The organism is Aureimonas sp. AU22 (assembly GCF_001463745.1).
GTDB lineage: Bacteria > Pseudomonadota > Alphaproteobacteria > Rhizobiales > Rhizobiaceae > Aureimonas.
This window is the reverse complement of the sequence record NZ_BBWJ01000026.1, coordinates 1-16,426: the sequence shown is the minus strand read 5'-3', so window position 1 is coordinate 16,426 and position 16,426 is coordinate 1. Positions and strand designations below refer to the sequence as shown.

Annotated in this window: 14 protein-coding genes and 1 pseudogene; 8 read left to right on the top strand and 7 right to left on the bottom strand. The window is 69.4% G+C overall.

Going from position 1 to position 16,426, the window contains the following annotated elements; all coding sequences use genetic code 11:
• Window positions 1-97: 97 nt before the first annotated feature.
• Window positions 98-1,069, bottom strand: a complete 972-nt coding sequence (locus AUL34_RS09170) for an NAD(P)-dependent oxidoreductase (RefSeq protein ID WP_082653262.1) — start codon at window positions 1,067-1,069, stop codon at window positions 98-100.
• 173 nt (window positions 1,070-1,242) lie between these two features.
• Here AUL34_RS09170 and AUL34_RS09165 point away from each other — a divergent pair, with 173 nt between their 5' ends.
• From AUL34_RS09165 to AUL34_RS09140, 6 genes are all read left to right on the top strand, one after another.
• Window positions 1,243-1,602, top strand: coding sequence for a hypothetical protein (locus AUL34_RS09165; RefSeq protein ID WP_061933416.1), 360 nt, complete (start codon window positions 1,243-1,245; stop codon window positions 1,600-1,602).
• A gap of 228 nt (window positions 1,603-1,830) precedes the next feature.
• Window positions 1,831-3,213 carry a UDP-glucose/GDP-mannose dehydrogenase family protein gene (locus AUL34_RS09160; RefSeq protein WP_082653261.1) on the top strand — a complete coding sequence of 461 codons (1,383 nt, stop codon included), beginning with the start codon at window positions 1,831-1,833 and terminating at the stop codon, window positions 3,211-3,213.
• A 77-nt stretch (window positions 3,214-3,290) separates the two neighbouring features.
• A complete protein-coding gene (locus AUL34_RS09155) occupies window positions 3,291-3,977 on the top strand; it encodes an SGNH/GDSL hydrolase family protein (protein WP_061933415.1) in 687 nt (228 codons plus the stop codon).
• 91 nt (window positions 3,978-4,068) lie between these two features.
• Entirely contained in the window at window positions 4,069-4,917 is an 849-nt protein-coding gene (locus tag AUL34_RS09150) for a glycosyltransferase family 2 protein (protein WP_061933414.1), read from the top strand.
• Between the two features lie 131 nt (window positions 4,918-5,048).
• Window positions 5,049-5,321, top strand: coding sequence for a hypothetical protein (locus AUL34_RS09145; RefSeq protein ID WP_061933413.1), 273 nt, complete (start codon window positions 5,049-5,051; stop codon window positions 5,319-5,321).
• A complete protein-coding gene (locus tag AUL34_RS09140; RefSeq protein WP_061933412.1) occupies window positions 5,321-6,871 on the top strand; it encodes an SGNH/GDSL hydrolase family protein in 1,551 nt (516 codons plus the stop codon). Before AUL34_RS09145 ends, AUL34_RS09140 begins: the two co-directional genes overlap by 1 nt.
• A 309-nt stretch (window positions 6,872-7,180) precedes the next feature.
• Here AUL34_RS09140 and AUL34_RS09135 read toward each other — a convergent pair whose 3' ends face one another.
• From AUL34_RS09135 to AUL34_RS09110, 5 genes and pseudogenes are all read right to left on the bottom strand, one after another.
• Window positions 7,181-8,695 (bottom strand): ABC transporter substrate-binding protein, encoded by a 1,515-nt coding sequence (locus AUL34_RS09135; RefSeq protein ID WP_061933411.1) that lies wholly within the window; start codon window positions 8,693-8,695, stop codon window positions 7,181-7,183.
• Window positions 8,692-10,730: pseudogene (locus tag AUL34_RS23085) on the bottom strand (dipeptide ABC transporter ATP-binding protein). The gene AUL34_RS09135 and the pseudogene AUL34_RS23085 overlap by 4 nt, the downstream one beginning before the upstream one ends.
• Window positions 10,727-11,545, bottom strand: coding sequence for an ABC transporter permease (locus tag AUL34_RS09120; RefSeq protein WP_274532651.1), 819 nt, complete (start codon window positions 11,543-11,545; stop codon window positions 10,727-10,729). Before AUL34_RS09120 ends, AUL34_RS23085 begins: the two are co-directional and overlap by 4 nt.
• Before the next feature lie 38 nt (window positions 11,546-11,583).
• Window positions 11,584-12,522 carry an ABC transporter permease gene (locus AUL34_RS09115; protein ID WP_061933407.1) on the bottom strand — a complete coding sequence of 313 codons (939 nt, stop codon included), beginning with the start codon at window positions 12,520-12,522 and terminating at the stop codon, window positions 11,584-11,586.
• A 9-nt stretch (window positions 12,523-12,531) separates the two neighbouring features.
• A complete protein-coding gene (locus AUL34_RS09110) occupies window positions 12,532-13,449 on the bottom strand; it encodes a proline iminopeptidase-family hydrolase (protein ID WP_061933406.1) in 918 nt (305 codons plus the stop codon).
• A 161-nt stretch (window positions 13,450-13,610) separates the two neighbouring features.
• Between AUL34_RS09110 and AUL34_RS09105 the strand changes: the two genes are divergently transcribed.
• On the top strand, window positions 13,611-14,369 hold the full coding sequence (locus tag AUL34_RS09105; RefSeq protein WP_061933405.1) for a LuxR family transcriptional regulator: 759 nt from the start codon (window positions 13,611-13,613) through the stop codon (window positions 14,367-14,369).
• A gap of 226 nt (window positions 14,370-14,595) precedes the next feature.
• Here AUL34_RS09105 and AUL34_RS09100 read toward each other — a convergent pair whose 3' ends face one another.
• A complete protein-coding gene (locus AUL34_RS09100) occupies window positions 14,596-15,300 on the bottom strand; it encodes a GntR family transcriptional regulator (RefSeq protein ID WP_061933404.1) in 705 nt (234 codons plus the stop codon).
• 273 nt (window positions 15,301-15,573) lie between these two features.
• On the opposite strand from AUL34_RS09100, the gene AUL34_RS09095 reads away from it, so the two are divergent.
• The coding region (locus AUL34_RS09095) for an ABC transporter ATP-binding protein (RefSeq protein ID WP_061933403.1) at window positions 15,574-16,426 on the top strand (853 nt) is incomplete at its 3' end.

Sequence of the window (16,426 nt, the reverse complement as noted above, 5' to 3'; positions counted from 1 at the left end):
GCCGGCGGAGCGTCGGCGGTCCCTTCTTGCGTGCGTGGCAGAGGCCGCCGCTGGCAAGAGGCGCGAGCTTTCGCCACCGCGCCTCGTCGGCGAGGCTTCAGACCATGCGATCGCCCGTTGAGCGGCTCTTCCAGTCGCGCAGCGACCCTTCGAGGTCGGTCGAGAAGCGGAACCCCGATCCGATCAGCGCCGCAGGCTCGACCCTGGTCGAGCGCACGAGCTTCAGGATGCGCTCGCGGTTGATGCCGTTCCGCAAGCCGAGGCGGTCGACCACCTCGAAGGGAAGCGCCGCCGCGTTCATCACGGGCTGGGGCAGGACGCCGCGCGGCGGCCGGTAGCCCGCCACGCGCTCGAACGCCTGGCAGATCTCCTCGATCGTGTAGGCCTGCGGATAGCAGAAGTTGTAGAGGAACTCGCGCTCGCCCAGCGCCAGGGCATGCTCCATCGAGCGCACGATCTCGCCGACATAGCCGCAGCATTTGATCGTGTCCTTGCGGCCGGGATACACGAAGGTTCCCTTGCGCAGCGCGGCGGCGAGGCGCGTGAAGTTGCCCCCCTCCCCCTGCCCGAAGATCACCGCGGGACGCGCGATCACCAGACGACGCGCCGCATCGCCCGCCAGCCACTGGCGGTGAACCCCTTCCGACAGGAGCTTGGAGCGACCGTAGTCGGAGACGGGCTCGGGCGTCGAGCTTTCCGTCTTCAGGTCCTCGCCCGGGCCGTAGACGGCGATCGAACTGGTGAACAGGATCGATCGGACACCGTTGCGCGCGGCGAACTCGCACACGGTGAGCGCACCGCCCAGATTGGTCTCGTAATATTCGTGCGGCTCGTGGCCGGGCGTCCTGTGCACGGCGGCGAGATTGAAGATCGCATCATAGGCGCCGTCGAGCCGGGCCGGAAACGGATGGCGGATATCGTGGCGTTCGTAGTCGACGCCCGCCACGGGCCGCGCGGGGGCGACGAGGTCCACGCTGACGAGCCGGTCGTAACCGCCCGCCGCGCGCAGGTGCTCCAGAAGATGGGTGCCGATGAAACCGGCCCCGCCCACAACCATCGCCTGCTTCACCGCAACCTCCGTCCGTATCCGCCCAAGTTATATGCAGTGCAACATCGACAGGATCAACCAATTCCGTTCGCGCCCGGGCGCCGCCGCCACGCAGCCTCGCCTCACAGGTCCGAACAAGCTTGATGCCGCAAGTTGAATACAGTTATACCGACCGGACTGGCTGGGACTTGAGCATGCTTCAGAATCGGACATGGATCGATCCGAACGCCGAGGCCGAATTCTGGAAACAGATGGAGCGCCTCGAGGCGGTGAGCGCGCGCCTGTCGGCTTTCGGCGGGGTCGGCGGTCTCCTGAAGGGCGGCCCCTTCCGGCGTGCCGCATTGCAGCGCGACCTCGACAGCATCCGCGGCGTGGCGCAGGACCTCGTCGACCGTCACACGGTATCGGTGATCGCCGTGCCCGCCACCGAGAGCGCCGCCGCTCCGTCTGCCTCATCCGCCGATGATCCCCTGCGCAGACTGGCCGGCATGGTCGTCTCGCTGCGCCAGGACCGCGCCCTGCGGCCAGAGGCCGGAGAAGAAACCGCGGTCTGACCGAGGGTCGCGGCCATGAGCCACGCGCCGCTGACATAGCCGTATCACCCGGCGCGCATAGCGCGGGGATCCGGGGGCGTTCGCAACGTCCGCCGGCAATCCTGTCACGTTCCTTTTCTTGCATTGCGGGAGATGTCGTGAAACATGGGGTCGTTATCCTGCAGTTGTAGAATGACCTGAGGCGAACTCAGGGGGCGTCCTGCAACTCGAACGTGATGGAACGGTCCGATGTTGGATATGTCGCTTGCCGGAAGCTCGGCGCCCCAGGTTGCCGTGATCGGGACGGGCTACGTGGGCCTCGTCAGCGGCTCCTGTCTTGCCGAGGCCGGGTGGCGCGTCGCCTGCGTCGACCAGGTCGAGGCGAAGATCGAGAAGCTCAAGGCCGGCATCATCCCGATCTACGAGCCGGGCCTCGACGAGGTCGTGGCGCGCAACGCCGAGGCCGGGCGCCTCACCTTCACGACGGACATCGCCGAGGCGCTGCGCGCGGCCGAGATCGTGATCATCGCGGTGGGCACGCCGACCCGCAAGCTCGACGGCAATGCCGACCTCCAATACGTCTACGCCGCAAGCCGCGACATCGCACGCAACCTCGACCACTATGCCGTGGTGGTCACCAAGTCGACCGTTCCCGCCGGCACCGGCAACGAGGTGCGTCGCATCATCGAGCGCGAGAACCCGTCGCTCGACTTCGACGTCGCCTCCAATCCCGAGTTCCTGCGCGAAGGCAATGCGGTCTCCGACTTCATGAAGCCCGACCGCATCGTGATCGGCACCGACAGCGCGCGGGCACGCGAACAGCTGGAGGCGCTCTATCGCCCCTTCACGAGCCAGGGCTTCGAGCTGATCTCGACCGACATCATCTCGTCCGAACTCATCAAGTACGCCGCCAACACGTTCCTGGCGACGAAGGTGAGCTTCATCAACGAGATGGCCGACATCTGCGAGAAGGTGGGCGGCGACATCGGCGCCATCTCGCGCGGCATGGGCTCGGACAAGCGCATCGGACGCGAGTTCCTGAAGCCGGGTCCCGGCTACGGCGGCTCGTGCTTCCCGAAGGACACGCTGGCCATGGTCCACATCGGCGAGAAGGCGCTGAGCCCCGCGACGATCGTGGAGGCCGTCATCACGGTGAACCGCTCGCGCCCGCACCGCATGGTGGCCAAGGTTCTCCAGGCGGCCGGTGGCTCCGTCGACGGCCGGACGATCGGCCTCCTCGGCCTGACCTTCAAGCCCAACACCGACGACGTGCGCGACAGCGTGGCGGTGCTGGTTGCCGAACAGCTCGTCCAGCGCGGCGCGATCGTCAGGGCCTACGATCCGAAGGGCAGCGAGCACGCGCGCGAGATGCTCGGCGATGCGATCACCTATTGCGCGACCATGGCCGAGGCGATCGACGGCGCCGACCTCTGCGTCCTCGCCACCGAATGGGACGAGTTCGTCCGCTTCCCGCTGGACGGCTACCGCGCGGCGCTGCGCCATCCGATCATGGTCGACTTCCGCAACGTGTTCTCGCTGGAGGCGATGACGCAGGCCGGCTTCGAGTACCACTCGATCGGCCGCACCAGCGTGCAGGCGCCGGCGCCCGAGGCCCTGGCGCGCTCGGCCTGACCTCGCGCAGCGAGGGCGCGGGTCCCGCCATCGGCGGGTCCCTCCGGCCTTCGCGTTCGGCACGGAGGCTCTCACCGATGGACGCAACAGGCGCACGCCGCGGTCTGACGATCGCGGCCCTGGCATGGGGCATCGCGAGCGCGCAGGCCGCGCCGCCCGGTGCCGGGAACGGCCCGCTGCGGGTAGCCACGTTTGGCACCAGCCTGACCGCGATCGGCGGCTGGCAGAAGCCGCTCGCCGCCGCGATCGAGGCCTGCATCCGGGGGCCGGTCGCCGTGAGCAACGACGGCCGGTCGGGCGCCGCCTCCGACTGGGGCGTCGAGGCCGTGGACAGGGTCGCGGCGACGCGGCCCGACATCCTGTTTCTGGAGTTCGCCGTCAACGACGCCGCGATCAACAACTTGATCACCGTCTCGTCGTCCGTCGACAACATGCGCGCGATCATCGGCGCGTTCCGCCGCGAGAACCCGGATGTCGTCGTCTACGTCATGTCCATGAACCCGGTCAGCGGCCGCCGCCTCTGGGCGCGTCCGTTCCGGGACCGATACGAGGACGCCCATCGGCGCCTCGCCGAGGAACTCGGACTTCGCTACATCGATCACCGGCCGGACTGGGAAAAGATGGGGGCGGACGCGCTCTATCTCGCCATCGCCGACGGCGCCCATCCGACCCCCGGCAGCGCCACCGCCATCGTCGTGCCCAACATCATGAAGCATCTGGTGGACGACGGCGTGCTGCGCTGTTCGGCGTCCGAAGACCGGTGAGACGCCCCGAACGCCCGTTCGCCGCCGCCCATCGCAACGCCGCGCCGTCCGCCGCGACCGCCGCGTTCCCCTGCCCCGGAGCCCCGCATCCATGATCGTGAACCTGTTCAGCACGGCCAATCTCTCGTCCGGCCGTTCGGACGTCCTGGCGCGCATGATCGCTTCCGTGGCCGCAGCCGCCCGGGCGCGGGCCGACATCGACGTGCGGCTCCTGATCCTGCTGCAGGGCTGCGACAGTGCGCCGGCGGACCTCCTGTCGGAGGAGGAGGCGCGCCTCGTCACCCTTCTGACGGCGCCCGGCCTCGTCTCGCTCTCGGCGGCGCGCAATCTCCTGCTCGCCGAGGGACGGCGCCTCGGTTGGATGGCCGGCGACGAGATCGTCGCCTTCCCGGACGACGACTGCTGGTATCCGGAAGGGGCGCTTCCCTACATCCACGACGCCTTCTCGGCGCGGTCCGACCTCGACCTCTGGTTCTGCGACTACGCGTCGAGCCCCGTGCCGATGGACGGCGCGCTCGAGCGCGACGCCTCGGTGCACGACGTCCTGCGTCGCGCGTCCTCCAACACGATGGTGTTCCGAAGCGCGGTGGCACGGCAGGTCGGGGAGTTCGATCTGGACCTTGGCGTCGGCGCGCGGCTGAACGGATCCGAGGACACGGACTACGCCCTGCGGGCCTTCGCCCTGTCGCGGCGCACCCGCTTCCTACCCCTTCCCTGCATCGGTCACCGCGACCGCAACACCGCCATCCGGGCGAAGTACTATCCGTCCGGGCTGATGGTGATCGCCCGTCACGCCCGTCAGGTCCCGGCCCTGCGCGGAGCCCTGGTGCGCAAGCTGGCCGTCGGCTCGGCTCTCGTGGCACGGGGCGAACTCAAGCCGCGGGCCTTCGCCGGCGCCCTGCGCACGGCGATCGAGGCGTTCGGGCAGGCGCGCCGTTAGGGATCGTCACGCGGGTTCGGCTCCGCGGCCCTCCACGCGCTGCACGGTTGCGTTCGTCCGAAAAGCCGTCCTCCGGTTTTCCCCGGTCCCTTGCGGCGTCGGTAGCCTGATCGGGCTCGAAGGAGGACCCGATGCCCGCTCAAGACCCCTATCTCAATGCCGCGACGACCGCCGCCGGCCCCGCCAACCGCGTCTTCGCGGTCTCGCCGAGCGACAGCGTCGACCTGCCGTTCGTGACCACCGGCATCTATGTCGGCCTCGGCGGCGACATCGCCGTTCAGGACCGCGTATCGGGCGACACCGTCGTCTTCCGCAACGTCGGCGACGGTGCGGGCCTTCCCATCCGCGTGGCACGCGTCCTGGCGACGGGCACCACCGCCGGCCACATCGTGGGGATGGCGTGATGCCGGGCCTCGGGATCGGCAACCTGTCGGGCGGGCGGAGCGCATCGCTCCCCTCGCGCCCGGTCTACGATGCGGCCACGCGGACCGCGAGCGGACGTGCCCCAGCCGGCGCAACCGTCACCGTGCTTCTGGACGGCATCGCGGCGGGAACGGCCTTCGCGTCGCCCTCCGGGACCTGGTCCCACGCCTTCGCAACGGCGCCGGCCATCGGACAGGCGGTCACGGCCCGGGCCGAGGTGACCTCGCCGCACTGCGTCGTCGCCTCCGGTTCGATCGGCAACGCGTCCGCGAGCGGCCTGCCCGCATCCGTGGTCAACCTCGCGGCCTTCGGCGACAGCTACACCTTCGGCACCGGCGCGTCCGGCGCGGCGCAGCGCTACGTCAATATCGTGGCGTCGGCGTTGACCGGCGGGCTCGTCCTCAACCAGGCGATCTCCGGCACCGTTCTCCAGAACAGCCCCGACGCCAGCGGAGCGCCGATGGCGAGCAATGGTCGCGATCGCTTTGCCGGCGCCCTGACCGGCGCCGCGGCGCAACGCGAAACCCTCGTCATCGCCTACGGCTACAACGACGCGCGCTACGTGGGGGCGCCGGCGACGTTCAACGTCCGCGAGTTCGAGACCGACTACCGCGAGATCCTCGACGGCCTCCTCGCGGCCGGCTACCGGCGCGACCGCATCGTGCTCGTCACCCCCTGGTGGATCAGCGACGCGGGGCTCGGCACCGGGTCCAGCGGATTCTCGGGCCAGACCCGGGCGGGCTTCGAGGCCTATGTCAACGTCGTCAAGGCGCTCGCGGCTGAGTACGACACCTATCTCGCGGACGCTTATGCCGCCATGCGGGATGGCGGCGGCGCTTCGCTGATCGGTCCCGACAACATCCACCCGACCGATGCGGGCCATGCGGCGATCGCGGCCTGCGTCCTCGCGGCGAAGCGGGCCGGCACCATCCCGGTCGGCACGACGCCCTGGCTCGACGATACGATGACGGATGCCGACGGCACGCCCCTGACGGCGCATGTCGGGGAAAGCGGCACGTCGTGGGTGCTGCAGCTGGGCTACACGCCGGCCTCGCCGGCCGTGATCGGTGCCGGCAGGATGGTGTCGCCCTCGACGCTGAACGTCTTCCGATCGCTGAAGGCCGCCCCGTCTGCCGATTACGACGTGGAAGCCGTCCTCGTCTTCGCCGGTCCGCTCGCCACCAACGATCGCGGCATCATGGCGAGGGCGGACGCTGCGGCGAACACCTTCTATTTCGCCCGCTACTCGTCCTCGGCCGGCGGCTGGCAGATGTTCAAGACCGTGGCGGGCGCGAGCACGCAGCTTGGGGCCACCGTCTCCGGATCGTTCTCGGCCGGGGCCCATCTCCTGCGGCTGCGGGTGAGCGGCAGCGCGATCCAGGCCTATCTCAACAACGGCCTGATCATCTCGGCGACAGATACGGATATCGCGGCCCCCGGCCATCCCGGCATCCGCTCGACGGGCACGGCGCAGACCGCGACCGCCGGCATCCTCGTCGACAGCATCAAGGCGATGCCGATCGCGGCCTAGTGCATGTCTCCCGAACGCCGGGTCGGCGAGCGATGGCGCATCGGCTCGACCCCCGGCGGCTTCGCCGGGTATGGCGGGCGCGGCGCATGTCGGCGGCGATGGTTGCGGGGATCTCTGGCGAACGAGCCCGGGACGGTCGCGACCGCCATGGGCGAGGCCTATCACTCCTGGGGAACGAGAGGGTGGCGCGCCCCGGGGTCAAGCTCCAGCGGCCGGTCGGCCGCTCCGCCTCGAGCGTCCGGCTTCTTCCTTCGCGGTCGATCTTCCAGGCTCCGCCGGCCGGATAGGCGGAGCCTGATTTCGGGATGCTCAGTTCTTGCGCACGTCCTCCAACCAGAAACGGCCCAGCGGGTTCTGGTAGAAGCCGTCGATGTTGGCGCGCGTCACGTTGATGTAAGGGCTGTAGTAGAGGTCGATCCAGTTGACCTCGTCCTTGGCGATCGTCTGAAGCTCGACATACATCGCCTCGCGCTTGGCCGGGTCGGCCTCGGTTCGCGCCTCGGCCACGAGGGCCTTTACCTTGTCGTTCTTGTAGCGCGTCATGTAGTTCATGTTCGTGTCGTGGCCGAGCACGAAGGTGGTCTTCTGGTCGGGATCGAGGACATCGTTGGTCCAATAGCCGACCGCCACGTCGAAATCGCCGTTGATGAACATGTCCCACTGCGAGGCGGCGTCGACCTTGTTGATGTTGACCGTGACGCCGGCGAGGCCGAGCTGCTGCTGCATGAGGACGGCGATCTGCTCGTCAACCTCGTCGCCGGCCTTGACGTTGTAGTCGAGTGCGAGGTCGGACGCCCCCGCCTCGGCCAGCATCGCCTTGGCGCGCTCCGGGTCGTAGGGGCGGCGCAGATTGTCGGCGTGATAATAGAGGGCGCCCTTCGGAATGTAGGAGTTGGCGACCTCGCCGATGCCGAAGGTGACGGCGTCGACGATGGCCTGCTTGTCGATCGCCATGTCGAGCGCCTGGCGGACAGCGACCTCGCCGAGCGTTCCCTTCTCGTGGTTGATGAGGAGCGCGTCCTCGCGGGTCGACGTGTCGAGCGAAACCTTGAGCGCGGGATCCTGCTTCAACTGCTCGACGCGCGAGAAGGGCACGAAGATCGCGGCGTCCAGCTGGCCGGCCTGGACGTTCAGCATTCGGGTGTTGTCGTCGGGTACCGAGATCCACTCCACGCCGTCGAGGTCGACCTTGTCGGCTTCCCAGTAGTTCGGGTTCTTCTCGAGGATGACGCGGTCGCCGCGGATCCATTCCTTGACCGAGAAGGCGCCCGAGCCGATCGGAGCCGAGGCGAAGTCCTCGCCCTTCGCCTCCACCACCGCTTTCGGCAGAACCGATGCGTTGGGCAGGGCGAGGGAGGCCAGGAACGGGACCGATGGCTCCTTCAGCTTGACGGTTAGCGTGCGCGGGTCGCTCGCCTCCGCCGTGTCGATGATGGAATAGCTCGAGGACCAGAGCGAGGCGGGATCGTCGCGGATGCGCAGGAGCGAGAAGGCCGCGTCCTCGGCGGTCACGGGCGCATCGTCCGAGAACTTCGCCTCGCGCAGCTTGAACGTATAGCTCAGCTTGTCGTCCGAGACGGTCCAGGTCTCGGCAAGTCCCGGCTCCAGCTTGGTGCCGGTCTTGTCGACGCGCACGAGCACGTCGAAGACGTTGGAATAGACCCAGTTGTCGACGTTCTGCGCGGAGGCAATGGGGTCGAAGGTCGTGGAGTCCTCGCGCCGGCCGATCGTGAGCACCCCGGCGGCCTCGGCGATCGAGGCGGTGAGCGAGAGGGTGGCGAGCGCCGTCGCGGCCAGAAGGCGGATCATGCGGGGTCGAGTCATGGGAAAGCCTCGCGTTCGGTGGGGACAGGAAGGGGTGGGAGGTCGGAAAGCGGTGCGGCGAGCGCGCCGGGCTCGAGGATGCAAGCCCAGCCGTGGTCGTCGGCGCGGCGCAGAACCGGAGGCGGACCGGAGCGGCACGTCTCCTGCGCGAAGACGCAGCGCGGGTGGAAAGCGCAGCCGGGCGGCGGCTCGAGCGGGCTCGGCGGCTCGCCGACCATCGGGGCCAGCGGCAACGCGAGGTCGGGGTCGATCTCCGGGATCGAGGCGATCAGCGCCATCGTGTAGGGGTGGCGCGGCTGGCGGAACACGCGCTCGGTCGGCCCTTCCTCGACGATCCGCCCGAGATACATGACCGCGACGCGGTCGCAGAGCCGCCGCACGATGGCGAGGTCGTGCGCAATGAAGATCAGCGTCAGGCCGATCTGCTCCTTCAGGTCGAGGAAAAGGTTGATGACCTGTCCCTGTATCGACACGTCGAGCGCGGCGACGCATTCGTCGGCGATCACGAGGCGGGGCTCGACCGCGAGCGCACGCGCGATCCCGACGCGCTGGCACTGACCGCCCGAAAGGGCGGCCGGGCGTCGGCCGGCGAGCGCCGGATCGAGGCCCACCATCGCCAGGAGCTCGCCGACGCGGCGGTCCGTCCTTCCGCGCTCCGCCTTTCCGTGCACCCGCAGGACTTCGGCCAGCGTGTCGCCGACGGTCCGTCGCGGGTTCAACGAGTTGGCGGGATCCTGGAATACCATGGCCGTGCGCCGGCGCAGGGCCCTGACGTCTGCACGGCGGCCCTCGGACACGGCGAGCCCGTCGAGCACGACATGGCCTGCCGCGATCGGCTCGAGCCCGAGCAGCGCACGGCCGAGCGTCGACTTGCCCGATCCCGATTCGCCGACGATGCCGATCGTCTCGCCGCGCCGCACCTGGAGCGAGACGCCGTTCACGGCCTGGACGTGGCGACGCCGGAGGCCGAACGGCCCCGCGCCGGGTCCGGGAAAGCGCACCACCACGTCGTCGGCCTCGAGGATGATGTCGGGCGCGCTCATGCCGCGCCCCTCGCGGAGCCGAGCGGATGATGGCACGCGGCCCAGCGCTGCGGCCCCATCGCGACCAGAGGTGGCTGGTGGCTGCGGCAGTCGCCGGCGGCGTTCGGACAGCGCGGATGGAAGCGGCAGCCCGGCGGCATCTCACCGACGCCCGGCGGCTGTCCCTCGATGGTGCGCAGGCGCCGCGCCCCGGCGCTGTGGGCGGGCTGGCAATCGACGAGCCCCGCGGCATAGGGATGGCGCGGCGTCGCGAGGACATCGCGCTTGGCGCCGATCTCGCAGAGGCGGCCGGCATAGAGTACGGCGATCCGGTCGCAGAGCTGCGACACCACGCCGAGGTCGTGCGTGATGAAGATGATCGCCAGTCCGCGACGGTCGCGAAGGTCGAGGAGGAGGCGCAGGATCTGCGCCTGAACCGTGACGTCGAGCGCGGTGGTGGGCTCGTCGGCGATCAGGACGTTCGGGTCGGAGGCGAGCGCCACCGCGATCATCGCGCGCTGCCGCATGCCGCCCGAGAACTCGTGCGGGAAGGCGCGCGCGCGGCGCACGGGATCGGGGATGCCGACCTGGCGCAGGAGCTCGACGCTCTCGGCCTCCGCCTCGCGCCGACCGAGACGCCGCGTCAGGCGCACGGTCTCGGCGATCTGCTCGCCGATCCGCATCACGGGGTCGAGATGGCTTGCCGGGTTCTGGAACACCATGCCGATCTCGCGGCCCCGCAACGGCGCGAACTCGGCGTCCCCCAGCCCCGAGATCTCGCGCCCATGGAGACGGATCGCGTTGGCCGAGACGGCGAGCGACGGCGGCAGGAGGCGCATCAGGGCCCGGCAGGCGACCGTCTTTCCCGATCCGCTCTCGCCGACGAGCCCGAGGATCTCGCCGTGCCCGAGGCGGAAGGACAGGTCGTCCACGATCCGGCGCTCGCCGAAGGCGCCGTCGGCGCGCACCGTCAGCCCCGCCACCTCCAGGGCATCGACGCCGGCCGCGCTCATGCGCGTTGCCCCAGAAGGTCGCCGAGCCCGTCCGCGACGAGGCTGAAGCCGAAGGCGAGGACCACGATCGCAAGGCCGGGAAACGCCGATATCCACCAGGCGCGGGCCAGGAAGCCCTGGCCTTCCGCGACCATGATGCCCCACTCGGCCGCCGGTGGCTGCACGCCGAGACCGAGATAGGAGATCGCCGCGCCCGACAGGAGCACGAGGACGCAGTCCGACATCGCGAACACGACGGAGGCCGTCAGCGCGTTGGGCAGGAGGTGGCGGAACATGATGCGGGCGTGGGAGAAGCCGAGCGAGCGGGCGGCGAGCGCGAAGTCGCTCCCCTTGAGGACCAGGATCTGGGCCCGCACGAGCCGGGCGTAGGACACCCAGCCGACGAGCGCCATGGCGATGAAGAAGCTATGGAGGCCGGGCCCGAGGATCGTGATCACCGAGAGCATCAGCACGAGGAACGGGAAGGCCAGGACGACGTCGACGATGCGCATGAAGATGCCGTCGACGATCCCGCCGAAATAGCCGGACACGGTGCCCACCGCGGTACCGATGAGAAACGGGAAGACGACGCCGAGGACGGCGAGCTGCAGGTCGATGCGCGTGCCCCAGATGATGCGCGAGAGAATGTCGCGGCCGTAGTTGTCGGTGCCGAAAGGATGGGCGCGCGATGGCGGGGCAAGGCGTGCGGCCGCGTCCTGGAAGATCGGGTCGTAGGGCGCGACGACGGGGGCGAGGAGCGCCAGAAGCAGGAAGGCGGCGAGCATCGCGAGCCCGACGACAAGCGGCAGCGGCAGCGCCCCGGAGCGCCGCGCCAGGGGCGGTGCCGCCGCCGGAGGCGAGACGGGAAGCGCGCTCACAGGCGCACCCGCGGGTCGGCCGTGACGGTGAGGATGTCGGCCAGGAAGTTCACCAGCACCGTCGCGACGGCGAACACCATCGCGACGCCCTGCACCACCATGTAGTCGCGCGAGAAGATCGCCCGCACCAGCAGCTGCCCCATGCCCGGGATGGCGAAGACCTGCTCCACCACCACCGTTCCCCCGATCAGCCACCCGATGTTGACGGCCAGGAGATTGAGCGTCGGCAGGATCGAGTTGGGCAGGACATGGCGGCGGAAGATGGTGCGCTCGGGCAGACCGCGGGCGCGCGCCGCAAGGGCGACGTCGGACCGCATCTCGGCGATCAGCGAGGCGCGCAGCTGGCGGGTGAGCACCGCCGAGAGCGAGAGCGCCACCGTCAGCCAGGGCAGCGCCATGTGGTGCAGCTTCGCGGCCAGCGTGTCGCCGTAGCCGGAGACCGGGAACCAGCCGAGCGTCACCGAAAACAGGATGATCAGCATGATGGCCAGCCAGAAGTTCGGCAGGCCGAGGCCGAGCGTCGAGGCGAGGCGCACGCCGCCGTCTGTCGCCGTGCCCTGCCTCCGGGCGGCCAGCATCGCCAGGGGAACGCAGATGAGGAGCGACAGCGCGACCGAACCCGCCACGAGGACCAGCGTCGGCTCCAGGCGCCCGAGAATGAGATCGAGCACGTCGACCTTGTAGAGGATCGAGCGGCCCATCTCGCCGCGCCCGAGGTTGCGCAGGAAGTAGAGATACTGGAGCCAGAGCGGCTCATCGAGGCCGAACTGCGCGCGCACGCGTTCCAGCGCCTGCGGCGTCGCCCGCGTGCCGAGGATCAACCGGGCGGGATCGCCGGGGATCGCGCGCACCAGCACGAAGGTGACGAGGCTGATGCCGAGAAGCACCGGAATGAACTGGAAGGGGCGCGACAGGACGAAGCGATAGCGGTGCATGGAGCGGCCTCAGGCGGCTCCCGCCATCGGCGCGGCCCGGCGTCCCCCACGGCGCCGGAGGAAATCCAGAAGGACGGGGAAGAAGGCGTCGGGCTCCTCGAAGAAGGGCATGTGGCTGGAATTGGGAAAGACGCGCAGTTCGGCGTCGGGCAGGGCGAGCTTCATGCGCATGGCGCAAGCCGGCGTCAGCTCGTCGTGCTGGCCCACCGTGATCAGGGTCGGAACCTTGATCGCGTGCATGTCGGGGATGCGGTTCCAGTCCTTGAGATTGCCGGTGTAGGTGAACTCGTTCGGGCCCTGGATCGTCTCGTAAGGGCCCATGTTCCAGTCATCCAGGGAACGGCGCACGGGCGCGGGCCATTCGGACAGGCGGCAGACATGCCGGTGGTTCAGGAGCGTGATCGCGGCCTGATACTCCGGATGAGCGAGCGTCCCTTCCGCCTCGTGGCGCTGCATCATGGCCACGGTCTCCGAGCCGAGCGCCTCGCGCAGGCGACCGAGTTCGCCGACGAGATGCGGAATGTCGGCGGCGGTGTTCTCCAGGACTAGCGTCCGCAGCCCCGCCGGATGGGTCAGCGCGTATTCCACCGACAGCCAGCCGCCCCAGGATTGGCCGATCAGATGGACCGGCCCGAGGCCCAGCGCCTGCCGCACGGCCTCGACCTCGCCGACATAGCGGGTGATCGTCCAGAGCGCCGGATCCGTCGGCCGGTCGGACCGCCCGGTGCCGAGCTGGTCGAAGGCGACGACCCGGTAGCCGTGATCCACGAGGCACGAATGGGAGTCGCGCAGGTAGTCGCAGGGCAGTCCCGGCCCGCCGTTGAGAAGGAGGACCGTGTCGTCGCCCTCGCCGAAGGAATAGGTGACGACGCGGCCTCCCTCGACCTCGACGCTGCGGGTTTCGTCCGGTTCGATCTCACGCCACATGCTTGCTTGTCGCCTTGCCACGGTTGCCCGGCGTCGAGAGTAGGACAGCGTTTTGGTCGCGCGAAAGCTATCAAAACTACCAGGGTCCGAGCCTGCCCGCTTGCCCGCGATCGCACAAGATGTGAACATGCCTCAATGTTCGGCAGTGGTGGACGGCCGCGATGGCTTGGGATGCCTGGGACTTGGACGACGCGCTGGGCGATGCCGCGACGATCGACGGCAAGCTGGACGTCGCCCGTGCCGCGATGGACGCGCTCGGACTGGGCGCCCTGATCTACGATTATGCGCCGGTCGCCTACACGCACGACGGCGAACTGATCACCCCGTCGTTCTTCGGCATGCGCGACGTCCCGCTCGACATGGTCGAACTCTGGTCGACGAACGGCTTCTATCAGATCGATCCCGTGCAGCATCTGGCGCTGAACAGCTCGCGACCCTTCGTGTGGAGCTATCGCCGGGACGGGCGGACGGTGCTGAACCCCGCGCTCGAGAAGCGCCACGAACCCGTGGTGAGCTATGTCCACGACATGGCGATCACCTGCGGCGTGACGGTGCCGATCCATGGCCGGTCGGGCGACTGCGCGACCGTCACGGGCATCCGCTACGACGCGCGGGACGACTTCCATCGGGAGGGCGCACGGCTGCTCGGCGATTTCACCCTTCTCGCCCATGCGCTGCATGCGGGCGTGGAGCCCCTCTTCGGCGAAGGCGAGCGCCGCTCGCGCGCCGTGCATCTGACGCCGCGCGAGCGAGAATGCCTGCGCTTCTCCGCCGACGGCCTGTCCGCCAAGGACATCTCCGGAAAGCTCAGCCGCTCGGTGCCGACCGTGACCATGCATCTCAACGCGGCGGCCCGGAAGCTCGGCGCCCGCAACAGGGCCCAACTCATCGCAAGGGCCGCCCATTACCGGCTCCTTTGAAGGCGGCCACCCGGCAGGGAGGCTTTCGCCGCCGTCCACGGACCTGGTTCCCGTGCATGGCCGGGTCTCTGGCAGCCGCCATGCACCGGCGCAGAGGTCGAGGACACGGCGCTTCTCGCGCCCGCCGGGACGCCGTCGCCCGGATCGAACGTGCCGGGGAGCGGCGATGGCCGGGACAGGGCGAGCCCCGCCGACAGGCGGTCGCCCGCCAAGCCGCCTCGCCCCGTCAGGCGCCCGGTCTCAGGGTGCTGGCGAGGTTCGACGGGTATGACGGCGCGGCGAAGAGATCGAGGCCCGCCAGCAGCGCCTCGACATGGCTTCGCATGAGATCGGACGCGCGTGCGCGCTCCCCTTGGGACAGGGCATCGAGAAGCGCTCGATGAGCGGCGTTGTCGCAGAGCGTCGCCGGCTGGCGCCAGTAGAGCGCGATCACCAGCGAGGAGCGGGACAGGAGGCCGTCGACGATCGCGGCCAGCACGCCCTGCCCCGACATGCGCGCGATCTGCCGGTGGAAATCGGCGGAGTGATAGACGGCCTCGCGCGGATTGTCGGCATGCCAGGCGCCGTGCTCGGCCTCGATCGACCTGCGCAGCATCCGCGCGTCCTCGGGCCGCATGCGCGTTGCGGCCAAGGCCGCAAGCGGCGGCTCGACCACGGCCCGCGCCTCGAAGATCTCGCGCGCCTCGTCCGGCGTCGGATGAGCGACGCGAGCCCCCTTGTTGCGCTGGAGAACCACGACGCCGTCGCGCGCCAATGCCTGGAGCGCCGCGCGCACGACCGTGCGACTGATGCCGTAGATGTCGGCGATCTCCTCTTCCACGAGCTTGGCACCGGGCCCCAGCCGGTGCCGCGCGATCGCGTTCAGGACGCCATCGTAGATCGGCTGCCAGGAAGCGGCATTCCCATGGTCCGGGACGGGGTCGGACGGCACGCATCATCTCCGCAACGGGGCGACCGTCGGTCGCGCGTCTCGTCTTGCATGAACAATGCCATGCGACGCCACCCGCCGCGGTGACGATCGCATACAAGGATTGTGTACAACTTAGGCAGTCGGCGACGGCCGTCGCATCCTTGCTGTGCATTCGCTCCAAGGCTGCGTCCACCCCCGAGGGCCGGAGGCCGGAGGTCATCGCCTCTCTCAAGCGGTTTTCCGGTGTGGCACGCTTCCTGCTTTCTCCTTCCCAGGCGGAGTGGAGACGGACGCATGGCCCCTGGTGACCTCGAACTCGTCAAGCTGACCAAGCGCTACGGCGCGACGGTGGCGGTGGACGCGATCGACCTGCGCGTGCCGGCCGGCACCTATTGCTGCTTCCTCGGGCCTTCGGGCTGCGGCAAGTCCTCCACCATGCGCATGATCGCCGGCCACGAGAGCGTGTCGGGCGGCGACATCATCCTCGGCGCCCACAACGTCACGGATCTCGCCCCCGCCCGGCGCGGCACGGCGATGATGTTCCAGTCCTACGCGCTGTTTCCCCATCTCACCGTCCTCGACAACGTCGCCTTCTCCCTGAAGATGAAGGGCGCATCCAAGGACGAGCGCACCCGCAAGGCGCGGGCCGTGATGGAGCTCGTCGATCTCACGCGCTTCGAGACGCGCATGCCGGCGCAGCTCTCGGGGGGCCAGCAGCAGCGCGTGGCGCTCGCCAGAGCCCTCGTCACCGACCCCGGCATCCTCCTTCTCGACGAGCCGCTCTCCGCCCTCGACCCGTTCCTACGGCTTCGCGTGCGCACCGAGCTGAAGCGCCTCCAGCGCGAGCTCGGCATCTCGTTCCTCCACGTCACCCACGGCCAGGACGAGGCGATGGCGCTCGCCGATCTCGTGGTGATCATGAAGGACGGCCGCATCGAGCAGGCGGGGTCGCCGCAGGACGTCTTCCACCGCCCCGCCACCGGCTTCGTCGCCCGCTTCATGGGCGGCCACAACGTGCTTCATGTCGACGGCCGCCCGGTCTCGGTGCGCGCCGACCGCGTGCGGATCGGCGAGGGCGCCCCGGATGCCCGCTCCCTCACCGGCGAGGTGCGCGGCGTCGAATACGGCGGGGCGACCGTCACCGTCG